The organism is Streptomyces sp. NPDC002790, from assembly GCF_040295505.1.
GTDB lineage: Bacteria > Actinomycetota > Actinomycetes > Streptomycetales > Streptomycetaceae > Streptomyces.
Genome location: NZ_JBEOVM010000082.1, coordinates 1 through 16304, shown reverse-complemented (window position 1 = coordinate 16304; position 16304 = coordinate 1). Strand labels below are relative to the sequence as shown.

The 16304-nt window shown below is 71.9% G+C and carries 14 protein-coding genes; 10 read left to right on the top strand and 4 right to left on the bottom strand.

Going from position 1 to position 16304, the window contains the following annotated elements; translation table 11 throughout:
• Nucleotides 1-87: 87 nt before the first annotated feature.
• Nucleotides 88-1212, bottom strand: coding sequence for a DNA integrity scanning diadenylate cyclase DisA (gene disA, locus ABT004_RS27245; protein WP_351341942.1), 1125 nt, complete (start codon nucleotides 1210-1212; stop codon nucleotides 88-90).
• A 92-nt stretch (nucleotides 1213-1304) separates the two neighbouring features.
• Nucleotides 1305-2711: a DNA repair protein RadA gene (gene radA / locus ABT004_RS27240; RefSeq protein WP_351341940.1), complete on the bottom strand. Its 1407-nt coding sequence runs from the start codon at nucleotides 2709-2711 to the stop codon at nucleotides 1305-1307.
• 220 nt (nucleotides 2712-2931) lie between these two features.
• Between radA and ABT004_RS27235 the strand changes: the two genes are divergently transcribed.
• Complete coding sequence (locus ABT004_RS27235) at nucleotides 2932-4653, top strand: BACON domain-containing protein (protein ID WP_451193592.1); 1722 nt, start codon at nucleotides 2932-2934, stop codon at nucleotides 4651-4653.
• Between the two features lie 30 nt (nucleotides 4654-4683).
• Here the strand turns inward: ABT004_RS27235 and ABT004_RS27230 are convergent, their stop codons facing one another.
• Nucleotides 4684-5535, bottom strand: a complete 852-nt coding sequence (locus ABT004_RS27230) for a DUF3109 family protein (protein WP_351341936.1) — start codon at nucleotides 5533-5535, stop codon at nucleotides 4684-4686.
• Between the two features lie 80 nt (nucleotides 5536-5615).
• Here ABT004_RS27230 and ABT004_RS27225 point away from each other — a divergent pair, with 80 nt between their 5' ends.
• The 4 genes from ABT004_RS27225 (at nucleotide 5616) to ilvD (ending at nucleotide 10145) form a co-directional block, all read left to right on the top strand.
• Entirely contained in the window at nucleotides 5616-6548 is a 933-nt protein-coding gene (locus ABT004_RS27225; RefSeq protein WP_351341934.1) for a Ppx/GppA family phosphatase, read from the top strand.
• A gap of 182 nt (nucleotides 6549-6730) precedes the next feature.
• On the top strand, nucleotides 6731-7555 hold the full coding sequence (locus ABT004_RS27220; protein WP_351341932.1) for a sugar phosphate isomerase/epimerase family protein: 825 nt from the start codon (nucleotides 6731-6733) through the stop codon (nucleotides 7553-7555).
• Nucleotides 7552-8160, top strand: coding sequence for a TetR/AcrR family transcriptional regulator (locus tag ABT004_RS27215; RefSeq protein ID WP_351341930.1), 609 nt, complete (start codon nucleotides 7552-7554; stop codon nucleotides 8158-8160). The genes ABT004_RS27220 and ABT004_RS27215 overlap by 4 nt, the downstream gene beginning before the upstream one ends.
• 131 nt (nucleotides 8161-8291) lie before the next feature.
• Nucleotides 8292-10145 (top strand): dihydroxy-acid dehydratase, encoded by a 1854-nt coding sequence (ilvD, locus tag ABT004_RS27210; protein WP_351341928.1) that lies wholly within the window; start codon nucleotides 8292-8294, stop codon nucleotides 10143-10145.
• 15 nt (nucleotides 10146-10160) lie between these two features.
• On the opposite strand, the gene ABT004_RS27205 is transcribed toward ilvD, so the two are convergent.
• Entirely contained in the window at nucleotides 10161-12275 is a 2115-nt protein-coding gene (locus ABT004_RS27205; RefSeq protein ID WP_351341926.1) for a serine/threonine-protein kinase, read from the bottom strand.
• Between the two features lie 131 nt (nucleotides 12276-12406).
• Here ABT004_RS27205 and ABT004_RS27200 point away from each other — a divergent pair, with 131 nt between their 5' ends.
• The 5 genes from ABT004_RS27200 (at nucleotide 12407) to proC (ending at nucleotide 15877) form a co-directional block, all read left to right on the top strand.
• Entirely contained in the window at nucleotides 12407-12703 is a 297-nt protein-coding gene (locus ABT004_RS27200; RefSeq protein ID WP_351341924.1) for a peptidase, read from the top strand.
• 57 nt (nucleotides 12704-12760) lie between these two features.
• Entirely contained in the window at nucleotides 12761-13258 is a 498-nt protein-coding gene (locus ABT004_RS27195) for an EamA/RhaT family transporter (protein ID WP_351341922.1), read from the top strand.
• A 143-nt stretch (nucleotides 13259-13401) separates the two neighbouring features.
• A complete protein-coding gene (locus tag ABT004_RS27190) occupies nucleotides 13402-14175 on the top strand; it encodes an ABC transporter ATP-binding protein (RefSeq protein ID WP_351341920.1) in 774 nt (257 codons plus the stop codon).
• Nucleotides 14176-14210: 35 nt separating this feature from the next.
• Nucleotides 14211-14948, top strand: coding sequence for an ABC transporter permease (locus ABT004_RS27185; RefSeq protein ID WP_351341918.1), 738 nt, complete (start codon nucleotides 14211-14213; stop codon nucleotides 14946-14948).
• 104 nt (nucleotides 14949-15052) lie between these two features.
• Nucleotides 15053-15877: a pyrroline-5-carboxylate reductase gene (proC, locus tag ABT004_RS27180; protein WP_351341916.1), complete on the top strand. Its 825-nt coding sequence runs from the start codon at nucleotides 15053-15055 to the stop codon at nucleotides 15875-15877.
• Nucleotides 15878-16304: the final 427 nt, after the last annotated feature.

Genomic DNA, 16304 nt, shown 5'->3' with positions numbered 1-16304 from the left:
ACTGCGGACGAGAGCCAGCGGGGTCCGGGGCAGAGCCCCGAACCGCGCGCCGGGTGACGCAATCGATCACCCGGCCAACCAGCGGAGCTACACGTACCGCTCCAGGATCGACGACTCCGCCAACCGCGACAGGCCCTCACGAACGCTCCGGGCCCGCGCCTCACCGACCCCGTCGACCGTCTGCAGGTCGTCCACACTCGCGGCGAGCAGCTTCTGGAGGCCGCCGAAGTGCTCCACGAGCCGGTCGATGATCGCGCCCGGGAGGCGCGGCACCTTGGCCAGGAGCCGGAATCCGCGCGGGGACACCGCCGAGTCGAGCGCCTCGGGGGAGCCGGTGTAGCCCAGGGCCCGTGCCACTATCGGCAGTTCGAGCAGCTCCCCGTGGCTGAGCGCGTCCAGCTCGACCAGCGCCTCCGCGACCGTGCGGGAGCGCTTGGCGGTGGGCTCGGGCACGTAGTCCCGCGCGACCAGCTCGCGCTCCGGCTCGACGCCCGCGATCAACTCGTCGAGCTGCAGCGCCAGAAGCCGGCCGTCGGTGCCCAACTCGACGACGTACTCGGCGATCTCCGTGGCGATGCGGCGCACCATCTCCAGGCGCTGCGCGACCGCGGAGACGTCCCGGACCGTGACCAGGTCCTCGATCTCCAGGGCGGAGAGCGTGCCCGCCACCTCGTCGAGGCGCAGCTTGTAGCGCTCCAGAGTCGCGAGGGCCTGGTTGGCGCGGGACAGGATCGCCGCCGAGTCCTCCAGGACGCGGCGCTGCCCGTCCACGTACAGCGCGATCAGGCGCATCGACTGGGAGACTGACACGACGGTGTAGCCGACCTGCTTGGAGACGCGGTCCGCCGTGCGGTGCCGGGTGCCGGTCTCCTCCGTGGGGATCATGGGGTCCGGCACCAACTGGACGCCGGCCCGCAGGATCTTGTCGAGGTTCGAGGAGACCACGATGCCGCCGTCGAGCTTGCACAGCTCGCGCAGGCGCGTGGCGGTGAACTCCACGTCGAGGATGAAGCCGCCCGTGCACATCGACTCGACCGTCTTGTCGGAGCCGAGGACGATCAGGCCTCCGGTGTTGCCACGGAGGATGCGCTCCAGGCCGTCGCGCAGGGCGGTTCCGGGCGCGACGGCGCTCAGCGCGGCGCGCATGAGACTGTCCGCACCGGAGCTTCCGCCGGACTTGCCGGGAGTTGCCGCCCGGTCATTGGCTGCCACTGCACTCCTCCGGATCGCAGACTTTGGGGTGCCCTGAGGCTCGGGGTCCACGTCCCTCGCGTTCGCACGCACGGGCGAGACCAGGGCAAAGTCTACCGGCGCTGCTCCGGCTCCCGTGGGGCGTCTCGCCGACGGCTCCTCGGCAGCACCTGCAGAGCATCCCCTATATCGGCGACTTCCAGGACCTTCATACCGGCCGGGATCTTTCCCGGGTCGGTCGGAACCAGTGCGTGTGTGAACCCGAGCCGGTGCGCCTCGGAGAGCCGGCGCTGCACGCCCGTGACCCGCCTGACCTCGCCCGCGAGGCCCACTTCTCCGATCGCCACAAGGTTTTTGGGGAGCGGGGTGTCGCTCGCCGCGGAGGCGAGGGCCAGCGCGACGGCCAGGTCGGCGGCCGGTTCCGTGAGCTTCACGCCGCCGACCGTCGCGGAGTAGATGTCCCGCTTGCCCAACGCGCTGATCTTCCCGCGCTGTTCGAGCACGGCCAGCATCATCGATACGCGGGAGGTCTCCAGGCCGGACGTGGTGCGGCGCGGGGAGGGGATCTGGGAGTCGACCGTGAGCGCCTGGACCTCGGCGACCAGCGGGCGGCGGCCCTCCAGGGTGACGGTCAGGCAGGTGCCGGGCACCGGCTCGGCGCGCCGGGTCAGGAACAGGCCGCTCGGGTCGGCGAGGCCCGTGATGCCCTCGTCGTGCAGCTCGAAGCAGCCGACCTCGTCCGTCGTCCCGTAGCGGTTCTTGACGCCTCGTACGAGACGCAGGCGCGCGTGCCGGTCGCCCTCGAAGCTCAGGACGACGTCGACCAGGTGCTCCAGGAGGCGCGGGCCCGCGATCGTGCCCTCCTTGGTGACGTGGCCGACCAGGAGCGTGGACATGCCGCGGTCCTTGGAGGCGCGGATGAGCGCCCCGGCCACCTCGCGGACCTGGGACACGCCGCCGGGCGCCCCGTCGATCTCCCCGGACGCGATCGTCTGTACGGAGTCCAGGATGAGCAGCGACGGCTTCAGCGCGTCCAAGTGGCCGAGGACGGTGGCCAGATCGGTCTCGGCCGCCAGGTACAGGTGGTCGTCGATCGCGTGGATGCGGTCGGCGCGCAGGCGCACCTGGGAGGCCGACTCCTCGCCCGTCACGTAGAGGGTCTTGTGCTTCTCGCTGGCCGACTTCGCCGCCACGTCGAGCAGCAGCGTGGACTTGCCGACGCCGGGCTCGCCCGCGACCAGCACCACGGCGCCGGGCACCAGGCCGCCGCCGAGCACCCGGTCAAGCTCGGGCACGCCGGTCGTCCGGGCCGTCGCCTGCCTGCCGTCGACCTCGCCGATGGGCAGCGCCGACGTGGTGACGCGGCCCGGTGCGGTGGTGCGCACGGCGGGCGCGCCGTACTCGTCGATCGTCCCCCACGCCTGGCACTCGGGGCAGCGGCCCAGCCACTTGGCCGTCTGCCAGCCGCACTCGGTGCAGCGGTAGGACGGACGGTCCTTGGTTTTGGTACGGGCAGCCATGAACGGAACCGTAGCGGGCAGGACTGACAACACGGCGGGGGTGTGCCGTGCGCACCACCTCACCGGGCCGCGTCACCACCTCGGCGGTCGCCCCGCGTAGCCGTGCTGGCCACGGAATGACGGGTTCCTGTCCTCTTTTGAGGGATCGTTTCACCCGTAAGGATTAAATGTGCTCAAGGGGGAGGAAGCCCCCTCGTGGTGAGCCTACGGTCACACGGTGATGAGCAGCAGGCCGGAAACTCCCACACAGACCACCGGCGCACACCGGGCGCACCGTCCCGGGGCGAGGCGGCAGGAGCCGCGCACCGCCCCGCAGAGCCCGCCCGCCCGCTACGAGTCCTGTCTGGACGGCCTGTTCACCTACTGCCTCTCCGTCCTCTGCGATCACGACGAGGCGACCTCGGCGCTCGGTGACGCCCTCGCGCTCGCCGAGCGGCGCGGCTCCCGCGCCCCGGCCGGGGACTCGCCCGCCGAGCGCAGGGCCTGGCTCTACGCGCTGGCCCGCTGGTCCTGCCTGCGCCGTCTGGCCGAGGCCAATCGGCGGCGTCAGAGCGTGCAAGAGGTCAGCCGGTCCCAGAGCGGCCGGCCGCAGGACGGTCTTCTTCAGGAGGAGCGCAGGCGGCAGCTCGCCCAGCTCGCCTGGCCGGAAGCCGCGGGCACGACTCCGGAGCAGCGCGAGGCCCTGGAGCTGGCGGTGCGCCACCAGCTGTCGCCGCGCGAGGTCGCCGCCGTACTCGGCACCGACCCCACCGCCACCCGCGAGCTGCTCTCGGCCGCGGCCTGCGAGGTCGAGCGGACCCGCGCCGCACTCGCCGTCGTCGAGACCGGCACGTGCCCCAGCGTCGCCCGCCTCACCGGGGACAACCAGGTGCTCCTGTCGGCCGCCCTGCGCCGCGAGCTGGTCCGGCACGTCGACGACTGCCCGCGCTGCCGCCGCACCGCCGAGCGCGCCGCGCCCCGCGCCTGGCCGGGCACCTCGGTGACGCCCGCCGCGCTGCCCCTCGTGGCGGCCCCGCGCCCCGCCCTGCACTTCGCGATGCACGCCCGGCACCCCGGCGCCCCGCGCTTCGACCGGCGCGGCTACCCCATGGACCCCAAGGACCGGGCGGCCCGCAGCGCCCGGCTGCGCTCGCGTGCCGTGACGACGACCGTGGTCGCCACCGTGGTCGCCGCCCCGGTGCTCGCCCTGTGGGCCGCCTACCGGGGCGCTCCGCTCACCGGAGAGGCCGCCGACGGACGCTCCGTGACGGCCAGCGAGGACGGCACGGCGGACAGCCTCGACGGCGAGCGGACCGGCGGCGCGTACGAGAACGCGGGGAACGCGCGGACGAGCCCCGACCCGGGCTTCACCGCGGGCAGCCGCTCGCCCGACGTCTCCGTAGAGGTCACATCGCCGCCCACGCGCGCGGGGCGCGGTCCCGGCCGCATCACCGTGGAGGCGCAGCCCAGCGGGAACTCGACGGCGATCACGCTCACCGCGTCGGGCCGCGCGCCCGTCGACTGGACGGCCTCCACGGACGCGTCATGGCTGTACCTGAGCCGGACGTCGGGAACACTGAGCCCCGGCGAGTCGCTCACGATCCACGTCTACGTGAACGAGTACCGGGAGCCGCGCGGGCACTGGACGGCGCACGTCGGGATCGACCCGTCCGGTGCGGTCATCTCCCTTGAGGGGTACGGGGGTTCAGGCTCCGGTGGTGGCGGAGGCGGTGGTGCCACTTCGCGGCCCTCGCCGTCCCACTCCGTCCCGTCGTCCCCGAACCACCCGAGGCCGACCCCCACGCCGACGCACACCTCGCCCGACCCGACGCCGGATCCGACCGACAGCTCGACGCCGAGCCCGAGCGACCCCGAGCCCACCGACTCGGCGCCCCCGTCCGACACGGCGTCGCCCTCCGGGACCGGCGGGTCCGGGACGGGCTCGCCGTCGGGGACCCCCTGACGTCCGGTCCCGGACCGTCGGATGTGTGCGTTACGCCGGGTCGGCCGGGTGCGGGGCGATGAGCGGGAGCCCCTTGGGTGCTGCCGCGAGTCGCTCCTCGCACAGTTCGACCAGCTTGTCGTAGCCGGCCTTGCCCATCAGCTCCGTGAGCTCGGGCCCGTAACTGACGTAGACCGGGTCGCCCGCGCCGTGCGCCGAGGTCGCCGACGTGCACCACCAGTGCAGGTCATGGCCGCCCGGGCCCCAGCCACGGCGGTCGTACTCGCCGATCGAGACCTGGAGCACCTTGGTGTCGTCGGGCCGCTCGATCCACTCGTACGTACGGCGGACCGGCAGCTGCCAGCAGACGTCCGGCTTCGTCTCCAGGGGCTCGCGGCCCTCCTTGAGCGCCAGGATGTGCAGCGAGCAGCCCGCGCCACCCGCGAAGCCCGGCCGGTTCTGGAAGATGCACGAGCCCTCGTACGGGCGGGTCTGGCGCTCGCCGTCCTCGTCGGTCGACACCCAGCCGGTCTCGGTGCCGATGTCGTGGTGCTGCCAGATGTCCGGCGTGAGGCGTGCCACGTTCTGCGCGACCCGCTTCTCGTCGTCCTCGTCGGAGAAGTGGGCGCCGAGCGTGCAGCAGCCGTCGTCGGCGCGGCCCGCCTGGATGCCCTGGCAGCCGCTGCCGAAGATGCAGCTCCAACGAGAGGTCAGCCATGTCAGATCGCAGCGGAAGAGCTGCTCGTCGTCCGCCGGATCCGGGAACTCGACCCACGCGCGCGGGAAGTCGATGGGCTTCTCGTCCGCCTTGGAGCGCTGCTTCGGCTGCTTCTTCAGCTCCTGCTTTGCCGACTTCGTCTTCTTGTCGCTCTTGTCGGCCTTGGCCTTTTTCGTCTTTGGCACGGCTCCAGGGTAAAGGCGTTGACGCCTTTCACAGGACCTTCCCGGACGGGCAAGCCGCATGGAGCAGTAGCGTTCCCTATATGAGACTCGGTGTCCTCGACGTGGGTTCGAATACGGTCCATCTGCTCGTGGTGGACGCACACCCCGGTGCCCGCCCGCTGCCCGCGCACTCGCACAAGGCCGAACTGCGGCTCGCCCAACTCCTCGACGACCACGGGGCGATCGGGCCCGACGGCGTGGAGCTGCTGATCAGTACGGTCAGAGAGGCGCTGGAGGCCGCCGAGGACAAGGGCGTCGAGGACCTGCTGCCGTTCGCGACATCGGCGGTGCGCGAGGCCAGCAACGCCGACGACGTCCTCGCGCGCGTGAAGGACGCCACGGGCGTCGAACTGCGGGTGCTCAGCGGCGAGGAAGAGGCGCGGCTCACGTTCCTGGCGGCGCGGCGCTGGTTCGGCTGGTCCGCGGGCAGGCTGCTGGTGCTCGACATCGGGGGCGGCTCCCTGGAGATCGCGTACGGCATCGACGAGGAGCCGGACGCCGCGGTGTCGCTGCCGCTCGGGGCGGGCCGGCTGACGGCCGGATGGCTGCCCGGGGACCCGGCGGATCCGGACGACGTGAAGGCGCTGCGGCGCCATGCGCGGGCGCAGATCGCGCGCACGGTCGGGGAGTTCGCCCGGTTCGGGGCGCCGGACCATGTGGTGGCCACGTCGAAGACGTTCAAGCAGCTGGCGCGGCTCGCCGGGGCTGCCCGGTCGACGGAAGGCCTCTACGTACAGCGGGAGTTGAAGCGGAAGTCCCTGGAGGACTGGGTGCCGCAGCTCGCCGCGATGACCGTGGAGGAACGCTCCGAGCTGCCCGGCGTCTCCGAGGGCCGAGCCGGCCAACTCCTCGCCGGAGCCTTGGTGGCGGAGGGCGCGATGGACCTCTTCGCCGTGGAAACCCTCGAAATCTGCCCCTGGGCCCTCCGCGAGGGCGTCATCCTCCGCCGCCTGGACCACTTGCCGGCAAATTAAGCCAAATCAAGCCCCGCCTTGTGGACGAGAGCCAGTGGGGTCCGGGGCGGCGCCCCGATCTTTCCAGCCCCGCCGGCGATTGAGGCGCGGGGTCCGGGGCGGAGCCCCGAGGCGTGGGTACGGGCGGCGTGATCGCCCGGGTGGGCGCCCCCACCCGCACACGGGGGCCGTACCCTGTCCCCGTGGCAGAACCAGTGGTGCGCATCCCGGATGCGAAGGTCGCGCTGTCCACGGCCTCCGTGTACCCGGAGTCGACGGCGACGGCCTTCGAGATCGCCGCGCGCCTGGGCTACGACGGCGTAGAGGTCATGGTCTGGACCGACCCCGTCAGCCAGGACATAGAGGCCCTGCGCCGCCTCTCCGACTACCACCACATCCCGATCCTCGCCGTACACGCGCCATGTCTGCTGATCACGCAGCGCGTGTGGTCGACGGACCCGTGGGTGAAGCTGCAACGCGCGCGTGCCGCCGCGGAGAAGCTCGGCGCGTCGACCGTGGTCGTACACCCCCCGTTCCGCTGGCAGCGCCAGTACGCCCGGGACTTCGTGCAGGGCATCTGGCGGATGGCGGGCGAGACGGATGTGCGGTTCGCCGTCGAAAACATGTACCCGTGGCGCTACCGGGACCGCGAGATGCTCGCGTACGCCCCCGACTGGGACGTGACCAAGGACGACTACCGGCACTTCACGGTCGACCTCAGCCACACCGCGACGGCCCGCACCGACGCGATGCAGATGATCGACCGCATGGGCGACCGGCTCGGCCACGTCCACCTCGCCGACGGCGCCGGCTCCGGCAAGGACGAGCACCTCGTCCCCGGCCGCGGCACCCAGCCCTGCGCCGAACTCCTGGACCGCCTCGCCGTGAACGGATTCGACGGGCACGTCGTCATCGAGGTCAACACGCGGCGCGCCATGTCCAGCGCCGAACGCGAGGCCGACCTGGCGGAGGCCCTCGCCTTCGCCCGCCTGCACCTGGCGTCGGCCGCGCGGGTACCGCGTCCATGACCGAGTCCGTACGTCGCCGGGGGCGGCCTCCGCGTACCGAGGGCCCCGGCGCCCGGGATCGGATCCTGGACGTCGCCCGCGAGGAGTTCGCCGAGCGCGGCTACGACAAGGCGTCGGTGCGCGGCATCGCCAAGGCCGCCGGGGTGGACTCGGCTCTGGTGCACCACTACTTCGGCACCAAGGAGCAGGTGTTCGCCGCGTCGATCGAGGTGGTGCTCGCCCCGGCCCTCAAGGCCCCCGACGCCCTGGCCGACGGGCCCCTGGACGAGGTCGGCGAGCGCATGACCCGGTTCTTCTTCGGCGTGTGGGAGTCGCCCGAGACGCGGGTCCCGCTGCTCGCGATCCTGCGCTCCGCCGTGAACAACGACGTGGCCGCGGGCGTCCTGCGCCGGCTCGTCACCTCCCGGCTGCTCGCGAGCATCGCCCAGCGGCTCGACCTGCCCAAGGACGAGGCCGAGCTGCGGGTCTCGCTGGCCGCCGCGCAGCTCATGGGCACCGCGATGGTCCGTTACGTGATGCGGGCGGAGCCCATCGCCTCCGCGGACCCGGAGCGGATCATCGCCCGGATCGCCCCCGTGGTGCAGCTGCACCTGACCGGGCCGTGAGGCTTTGCGGCCGCCCCTCCGTAGCACCTGGTGAGACGGCCGTCCCGGCATTCGGACGCGTTGTCCAGCGCTTGGATCGGCGGCGTACTCTCGGGAGCCAGTCTGATATCCCTCTGAAGGAGCGAGCGACGATGCCCGAGCTGAGGTCCCGCACAGTCACCCACGGCCGCAACATGGCGGGCGCACGCGCCCTTATGCGCGCCTCCGGTGTACCCGGTGCGGACATCGGCCGGAAGCCGATCGTCGCGGTCGCCAACTCGTTCACCGAGTTCGTGCCCGGTCACACGCACCTGTCGCCCGTGGGCCGCATCGTCAGCGAGGCCATCACGGCCGCCGGTGGCATCGCCCGCGAGTTCAACACGATCGCCGTCGACGACGGCATCGCGATGGGCCACGGCGGCATGCTGTACTCCCTGCCCTCCCGCGATCTGATCGCGGACTCGGTCGAGTACATGGTCGAGGCGCACTGCGCGGACGCGCTGATCTGCATCTCGAACTGCGACAAGATCACGCCCGGCATGCTGAACGCGGCCCTGCGCCTCAACATCCCGACCGTCTTCGTCTCCGGCGGCCCCATGGAGGCCGGCAAGGCGACGCTGGTCGACGGCACGGTTCGAAAACTCGACCTGGTCAACGCGATCAGCGACGCGGTGAACGAGAACGTCTCGGACGAGGACATCCTCCGTATCGAGGAGAACGCCTGTCCGACGTGCGGCTCCTGCTCCGGCATGTTCACCGCCAACTCGATGAACTGCCTGACCGAGGCCATCGGCCTCTCCCTGCCGGGCAACGGCTCGGTGCTCGCCACTCACACGGCCCGCAAGGCGCTGTACGAGAAGGCGGGCGAAACGGTCGTCGAGATCGCCAAGCGCTACTACGACGGCGACGACGAGTCGGTGCTGCCGCGCAACATCGCGACCCGCGCCGCCTTCGACAACGCGATGGCGCTCGACATCTCCATGGGCGGCTCCACCAACACGATCCTGCACCTGCTGGCCGCAGCGCAGGAGGCCGAGCTCGACTACACGCTCGCCGACATGGACGCCGTCTCGCGCCGCGTCCCGTGTCTGTCCAAGGTCGCGCCGAACGTGGCGCCCGGCGGCACGTACTACATGGAGGACGTGCACCGCGCCGGCGGCATCCCCGCGATCCTCGGCGAGCTGTACCGCGGCGGTCTGCTCAACGAGGACGTGCACACCGTCCACTCCCCGTCCATCAAGGAATGGCTCGACGCCTGGGACATCCGCAGCGGTGCGGCGACCGCGGAGGCGAGCGAGCTGTGGCACGCGGCCCCCGGCTGCAGGCGCTCCGCCGAGGCCTTCTCGCAGTCCGAGCGCTGGGACACCCTCGACACCGACGCGGCCGGCGGCTGCATCCGTGACGTCGCCCACGCGTACTCGAAGGACGGTGGCCTGGCCGTCCTGAAGGGCAACCTCGCCGAGAACGGCGCCGTCGTGAAGACCGCTGGTGTCGACGAGTCCATCTGGACCTTCGAGGGCCCGGCCGTCGTCTGCGAGTCGCAGGAGGAGGCCGTCGAGAAGATCCTGCTCAAGCAGATCAAGGAGGGCGACGTCGTCGTCATCCGCTACGAGGGCCCCAAGGGCGGCCCCGGCATGCAGGAGATGCTCTACCCGACCTCGTACCTGAAGGGCCGCGGCCTCGGCAAGGCCTGCGCGCTCGTCACGGACGGCCGCTTCTCCGGCGGTACGTCGGGCCTGTCCATCGGTCACGCCTCGCCCGAGGCCGCCGCCGGTGGCGCCATCGCGCTCGTCGAGGACGGCGACCGCGTGCGCATCGACATCCCGAACCGCGGCATCGAACTCCTGGTGAGCGACGAGGAGTTGGCCGCGCGCCGCGAGGCCCTGGGCGGCGTCTACGCTCCCAGGAACCGCGAGCGCAAGGTCTCGGCCGCGCTGCGCGCCTACGCCGCGATGGCCACCAGCGCGGACACGGGCGCGGTCCGCGACGTGTCGCAGCTCGGCTGACCCGAACAGCAGGCCCTAAGGGTCGTCCGCCGTGGCGGCACCGAACACGGTGCCGTCCGGCGCGCTCCCGAACACCCGGCCACCGCTGACGACCGGCGCCGGAATCTCGGCCACCACCCGGTCCGAGCGGCCCGCCGGCCGGGGCTCGCTCTGGCCGACCGGACGCCCCGTGCGCCGGTCCACGGCGAGCAGCCGGCCGTCGGGGGCCGTGACGTACACCCGGTCGGAGGCGGCGTCGACGGCGGGCGCGGAGCCCCGGCTCACCGAGGTCTCCGACCGCCACACCTGCTTGCCGGTCGCGAGGTCCTGCGCCACCAGCGCGCCGCCCGCCGCGAGCAGATACGCCGTGTCGCCGTGCAGCGCCACCGTCGCGGACGGCAGCGGCAGCGACAGTCGTACGCGACGCCCCACCACCCCGTCCATGAGGCGATGGCCGACGAGCGCGACGGTCTCGCCCGAGGCGCCCCGCTCCGTGCACCAGACGACGCCGTCGGACACGCCGACCGGGGTCGCCGTGCCCGGCGAACTCCGCTGCCAGCGGACGTCACCCGTCTCCGGATCCACCGCGCTCACCAGCGTGTTCGCCCCGTCGGGCGCCGGAGTCGCCGCGTAGGCCAGGTCTCCGCCCACGTACGAGAGAGTGGGCCGGGCCGTCGCCGAACCCGGGAGCCGGCGAGCCCACTCCCGTCTCCCGGTCGCGCTGTCGACCGCGCTGAGCGTGCCGTCGGGCGCCGCGAGGAGCACCCGCCCCGCCGCCTGGCGCACCTGCCCCTGGTACCGCGACACATCCATCGACCAGCGGGTCCTCCCCGTATCGGGGGCCATCGCGAGGAGCCGGGAGCCGTCCGGGGTGAGCGCGTGCACCAGCCCGCCCGACACCACGGGCGCCGCCCCACCGACGTCCCCCGCCCCGCCGGACGCCTTCCGCTTCCACCGCACCGAGCCGTCCCGCGGATCCAGCGACACGGCCGGCGCACCCGGCACGGCGCAGTTCAGGCTCCCGGCCCCGTACGAGCAGACGGGCGCGGCGCCCGAGCCGAGCGCCCGCTGCCAGGGGTGGAACATGGCGGGGGAGCCGGCCGGCGCGGTCCGGGTGCCGGTGGCCGAGCCGGAGTCGCGCCCCCAGAGGAGCGGCACGGTGAGCGCGCCGCTCAGCGCGAGGACGCCGGCGAGGGTGATGAGCATGCGGGGGCGGGGGCGCTTCCGCGGGGCCGGTGAACTCGGCTCCGCCTCAGGGGACTTGACCGTGGAAGCCTCGGCCGGTCCCCGCTGAGCAGGTATGAACGCCTGTGTGTCGTACTGCGCCGAGATGTGCCGCAGCCGGGCCATCAGCTCGTCCGGCGTGGGCCGCTCCTCCGGCTCCTTCGCCAGGCAGGCGAGGACGAGCGGCGCCAGATCCTCGGGCACACCGGACACATCCGGTTCCTCGTGCACCACCTGGTACGCCACCAGGTAGGGGCTGTCGGAGTCGAAGGGTCCACGTCCGGTCGCCGCGTGCACGAGCAGCGAGCCGAGTGCGAACACGTCGGCGGCCGGCCCGACTTCGCGCGGGCGGCGGAACTGCTCCGGCGCCATGAACGGCGGCGTGCCGATCAACTTCCCCGTCTCGGTCCGCAGTTCACTGTCCTTGGGCCGCGAGATCCCGAAGTCGATGACCTTGGGGCTGTCCTCGGCGAGCAGCACATTGCTCGGTTTCAGGTCACGGTGCACGACCCCGGCGCGATGGATGTCGCGCAGCGCCTCCGCGAGGCCGGCCGTCAGGTGCCGCAGCTGCGCGGGGGCCAGCGGCCCGTTCCGCTTGACGTGGTCGGCGAGGGTCGGGCCCGGGATGAACAACGTTGCCATCCACGGCAGTTCGGCGTCCGGGTCGGCGTCGACGACCGGTGCGGTGAAGGCCCCGCTGACCCGCCGCGCGGCCGCGACCTCCTGCCGGAACCGGCCCCTGAACTCGGGGTCCTCCGCGAACTCGGCGTGCACCACCTTCACCGCGAGCGGCAGCCCCGCCGCAGACCGCGCCAGATGTACGACGCCCATGCCGCCCGTGCCCAGGTGCGCCTCGAGCCGGTAGTGCCCGGCGTACTCCGGGAGTTCCGCTTCCGCGCCGGTCCCGAAGCTGTTGTGTGACGGCATGTCCACGCCCCCCGTGGCCGATGAACGGGCCTTGCTAGCCTGCGTGTTCGACATTCCAACACAGATATTTCAACGGGCCCTCAATGAACGTTGAACGAGTCGAGTCGGCCCGACGGGGGAGGCGCAGGGAAATGGCAGCAGAGGAACAGCCCGCTCAGTCCGTGGAGGCGGCGGCAGCGTCGATGTACTACCCGGTGGCCCCGGGCTACAACGTGAACGTCCGCAGCGGCCCCGGCACGCAGTACCGCGTGGTGCGGGTGCTGCCGCTGAGCGCGAAGGTGCCGATCTTCTGCCAGAAGCCGGGCCAGGCGGTCGCCGGCCCGTACGGCACGTCGCGGATCTGGGACAACGTCGGCGTCGGCGAGTACGTCTCCGACACGTACGTGAAGACGGGGAGCGACGGTTACGTGGCGCCGCGCTGCGCCTGAGCCGCGCGGGGGACCGGGCTGCGGGGCCCGCGGCCCGGTCCGGCGATAATCGAGGGCGTGAGCGACGAAACCGGCACCCCCAGCACATCCCCGGCCCCGGGGCCCCAGCCCGAGGAGATCCGCTTCTTCGGCACGACGTGGGTCGACCACAGCGGCAACTACGGCCTGCGCCGGGCCGCGGTCGGGGTGGGCGCGCTCGTCCTGGCCGCCGCCGGCTGCTTCATCCTCCGATTCGCCTACGAGGGGCTGGCGATCGCGGACGTCGGCTCGCTCGTGAACGTCCTCCTCATCGTGATGTTCGCGATCTGCAGCGCGCTCGCCTTCGCGCGCGCCCGTACGGGCTTCACGGAGCGCCACGACCCCGAGAAGCAGGCGTCGCTGCGGGGCTTCATGGCGATCGGCTTCGTGGGCGTCCTGATCGCCTACGCCCTGCGTTGTCTGGTCGAGGCCCCCGGGGAAAAGCTCCGCAGGCGGGAGTACGAGGAGGCGCGCGCCCAGTACGAGCGGCGGACGTCCCGCCGCACCCGCAACCCGGCGAAGAAGAAGCGCTCTTAGCGCCTGCCGCTCGGGCCACGCCTCGGCCACCCGTCCCCACGTGTCGGGGCTCCGCCCCGGACCCCGCTGGCTCTCGTCCGACGGCGGGGCCTGAGTGCCCCATCTTGACGGTCCCAGCCGCCCGGAGGATTATTCATCATGTGATGAATAAACCGCCGTCATCCGCCGTGTCCGCCACCGGGCTCACCGTCACCCGCGGCCCCCGCCCCGTCCTGCGCAACCTGGACTTCGACGTCCCGCGGGGCCGGATCACCGGCCTGCTGGGCCCCTCCGGCTGCGGAAAGTCGACCCTCATGCGCGCCGTCGTCGGCACGCAGGCCAAGGTCACCGGCACCCTCACGGTCCTCGACCACCCCGCGGGCCACCCCGCCCTGCGCTCCCGCGTCGGCTACGTGACCCAGGCCCCGTCCGTCTACCTCGACCTAACGATCCGCCAGAACCTCGCCTACTTCGCATCCGTCCTGCTCCCCGGCAGGACCGCCGCCGCCCACCGCCGCACCGAAGTCGACCGCGTCCTGGCCGACGTGGACCTCGAATCCCACGCCGACGCCGTCGCCGGAAACCTCTCCGGCGGCCAGCTCAGCCGCGTCTCCCTGGCCGTCGCCCTGCTCGGCACCCCGGAACTCCTCGTCCTCGACGAGCCGACGGTCGGCCTCGACCCGGTCCTCCGCCGCGACCTGTGGAACCTCTTCCACGAGCTCGCCGCCCGCGGCACCACGATCCTCGTCTCCTCGCACGTCATGGACGAGGCCGAGCGCTGCCACCGCCTCCTCCTCATGCGCGAGGGCGAACTGCTGGCCGACGACACCCCCGACGCCCTGCGCGAGCGCACCGCCACGCCAACCGTCGAAGAGGCCTTCCTCCACCTGGTCGACGAGGCGAACGCGACGAACACCGCCCGCCCCACCACCCGCTGACGCCCCGACGCCTTCGACGCCCCAGGAAGCCCGCCATGACCACGTACCGCACCGCCGCCACCGCGCTCCGCGTCCTGCGCCAGCTCCGCCACGACCCGCGCTCGATCGCCCTGATGCTGCTCGTCCCGTGCGTGATGCTCTTCCTGCTCCGCTACGTGTTCGACGGCAACCAGGCCACCTTCAACTCCATCGGCGCCTCGCTCCTCGGCGTCTTCCCGCTGATCACGATGTTCCTGGTGACCTCCATCGCCACCCTCCGCGAACGCACCAGCGGCACCCTGGAGCGTCTCCTGTCCATGCCGCTCGGCAAGGCCGACCTGATCGGCGGCTATGCGCTGGCCTTCGGCACCGTGGCCGTCGTCCAGTCGATCCTCGCCACCGGCCTCGCCCTCTGGGCCCTGGACCTCGACGTCACCGGATCGGCCTGGCTGCTCCTCCTGGTCGCCCTCCTGGACGCCCTGCTCGGCACGGCCCTCGGCCTCTTCGTCTCGGCCTTCGCGGCATCGGAGTTCCAGGCGGTCCAGTTCATGCCGGCGGTGATCTTCCCGCAGCTGCTGCTCTGCGGCCTGTTCACCCCGCGCGACCAGATGCAGCCGGTCCTCGAGGCAATCTCGAACGTGCTCCCCATGTCGTACGCGGTCGACGGCATGAACGAGGTCCTCCAGCACACCGACCTCACCGCGACCTACATCCGCGACGTCGGGATCGTCGCCGGCTGCGCCGTCCTGGTCCTGGGCCTCGGCGCGGCGACCTTGCGCCGCCGCACGGCCTGATGCCCGGCCGCCGCTTCGTTCCGCCCACCGGACACCCCGATACCGCCGACCCGGCCGATGCGAGGATGCCCCCGGACGGACGACGCATACGGAAGGCCCCGCTCATGAGTCAGCACACCCGCCACAAGGTCGCCGTACTCGGCACGGGCAAGATCGGTGAAGCCCTGCTCAGCGGAATGATCCGCGGCGGCTGGGCACCGAGCGACCTCATGGTCACGGCCCGCCGCCCCGAGCGCGCCGAGGAACTCCGCTCGCGTTACGGCGTCACCCCGGTCACCAACCAGGAGGCGGCCAAGCGGGCCGACACCCTGATCCTCACGGTCAAGCCCCAGGACATGGGCACGCTCCTCGACGAGCTCGCCCAGCACGTCCCGTCCGATTGCCTGGTGATCAGCGGCGCGGCCGGCATCCCCACCACCTTCTTCGAGGAGCGCCTCCCGGAGGGCACCCCGGTGGTCCGCGTCATGACGAACACCCCGGCCCTGGTCGACGAGGCGATGTCCGTCATCTCCGCCGGCACCCACGCGACGAGCTCCCACCTGACGCACGCCGAGGAACTCTTCGGCTCGGTGGGCAAGACCCTCCGCGTCCCCGAGTCCCAGCAGGACGCCTGCACGGCCCTCTCCGGCTCGGGCCCCGCCTACTTCTTCTACCTGGTGGAGGCCATGACCGACGCGGGCATCCTCCTCGGCCTCCCGCGCGACAAGGCCCACGACCTCATCGTCCAGTCCGCGATCGGCGCCGCCACGATGCTCCGCGACAGCGGCGAGCACCCGGTCAAGCTCCGCGAGAACGTGACGTCCCCCGCCGGCACGACCATCAACGCGATCCGCGAACTCGAGAGCCACGGCGTCCGCGCCGCCCTTATCGCCGCCCTCGAAGCCGCCCGCGACCGCAGCCGCGAACTGGCCTCCGGCAACAACAGCTGACCTGCGTACGAGCCCGGGGCGCGAAGTTGACACGCCCTGGGCCCATCCGTAGTGTTCTCCGAGTTGTCCGCAGTGAGCGCCGACCCCGGTCGGTCCCCGGACAACCATTCCGCAAGACCTCTTCATTGCCCGACGACTGGCTTCTGCTCGGTCGTCGTCTGCATTTACGTGTGTCTTTGCGAAATGAGGAATCCACGTTCGAAAGGACGCGACCCCGATTAGCTCGGGGGTCGGGAATCCGCTAAAGTCTCACTCGTCGGAACGGCCCAACAGCCGGGAAGACAAGCCCCTCTGACTGGGAATCAGGCCCGAAAGGATCTGATAGAGTCGGGCTCGCCGGAAAGCCGAAAGGCCGGAAAGCGAAGCGGGACCGAGGGAAATCGGCCGGTGAAACGGTCTGATAGAGTCGGAAACGCAACAACAGCAA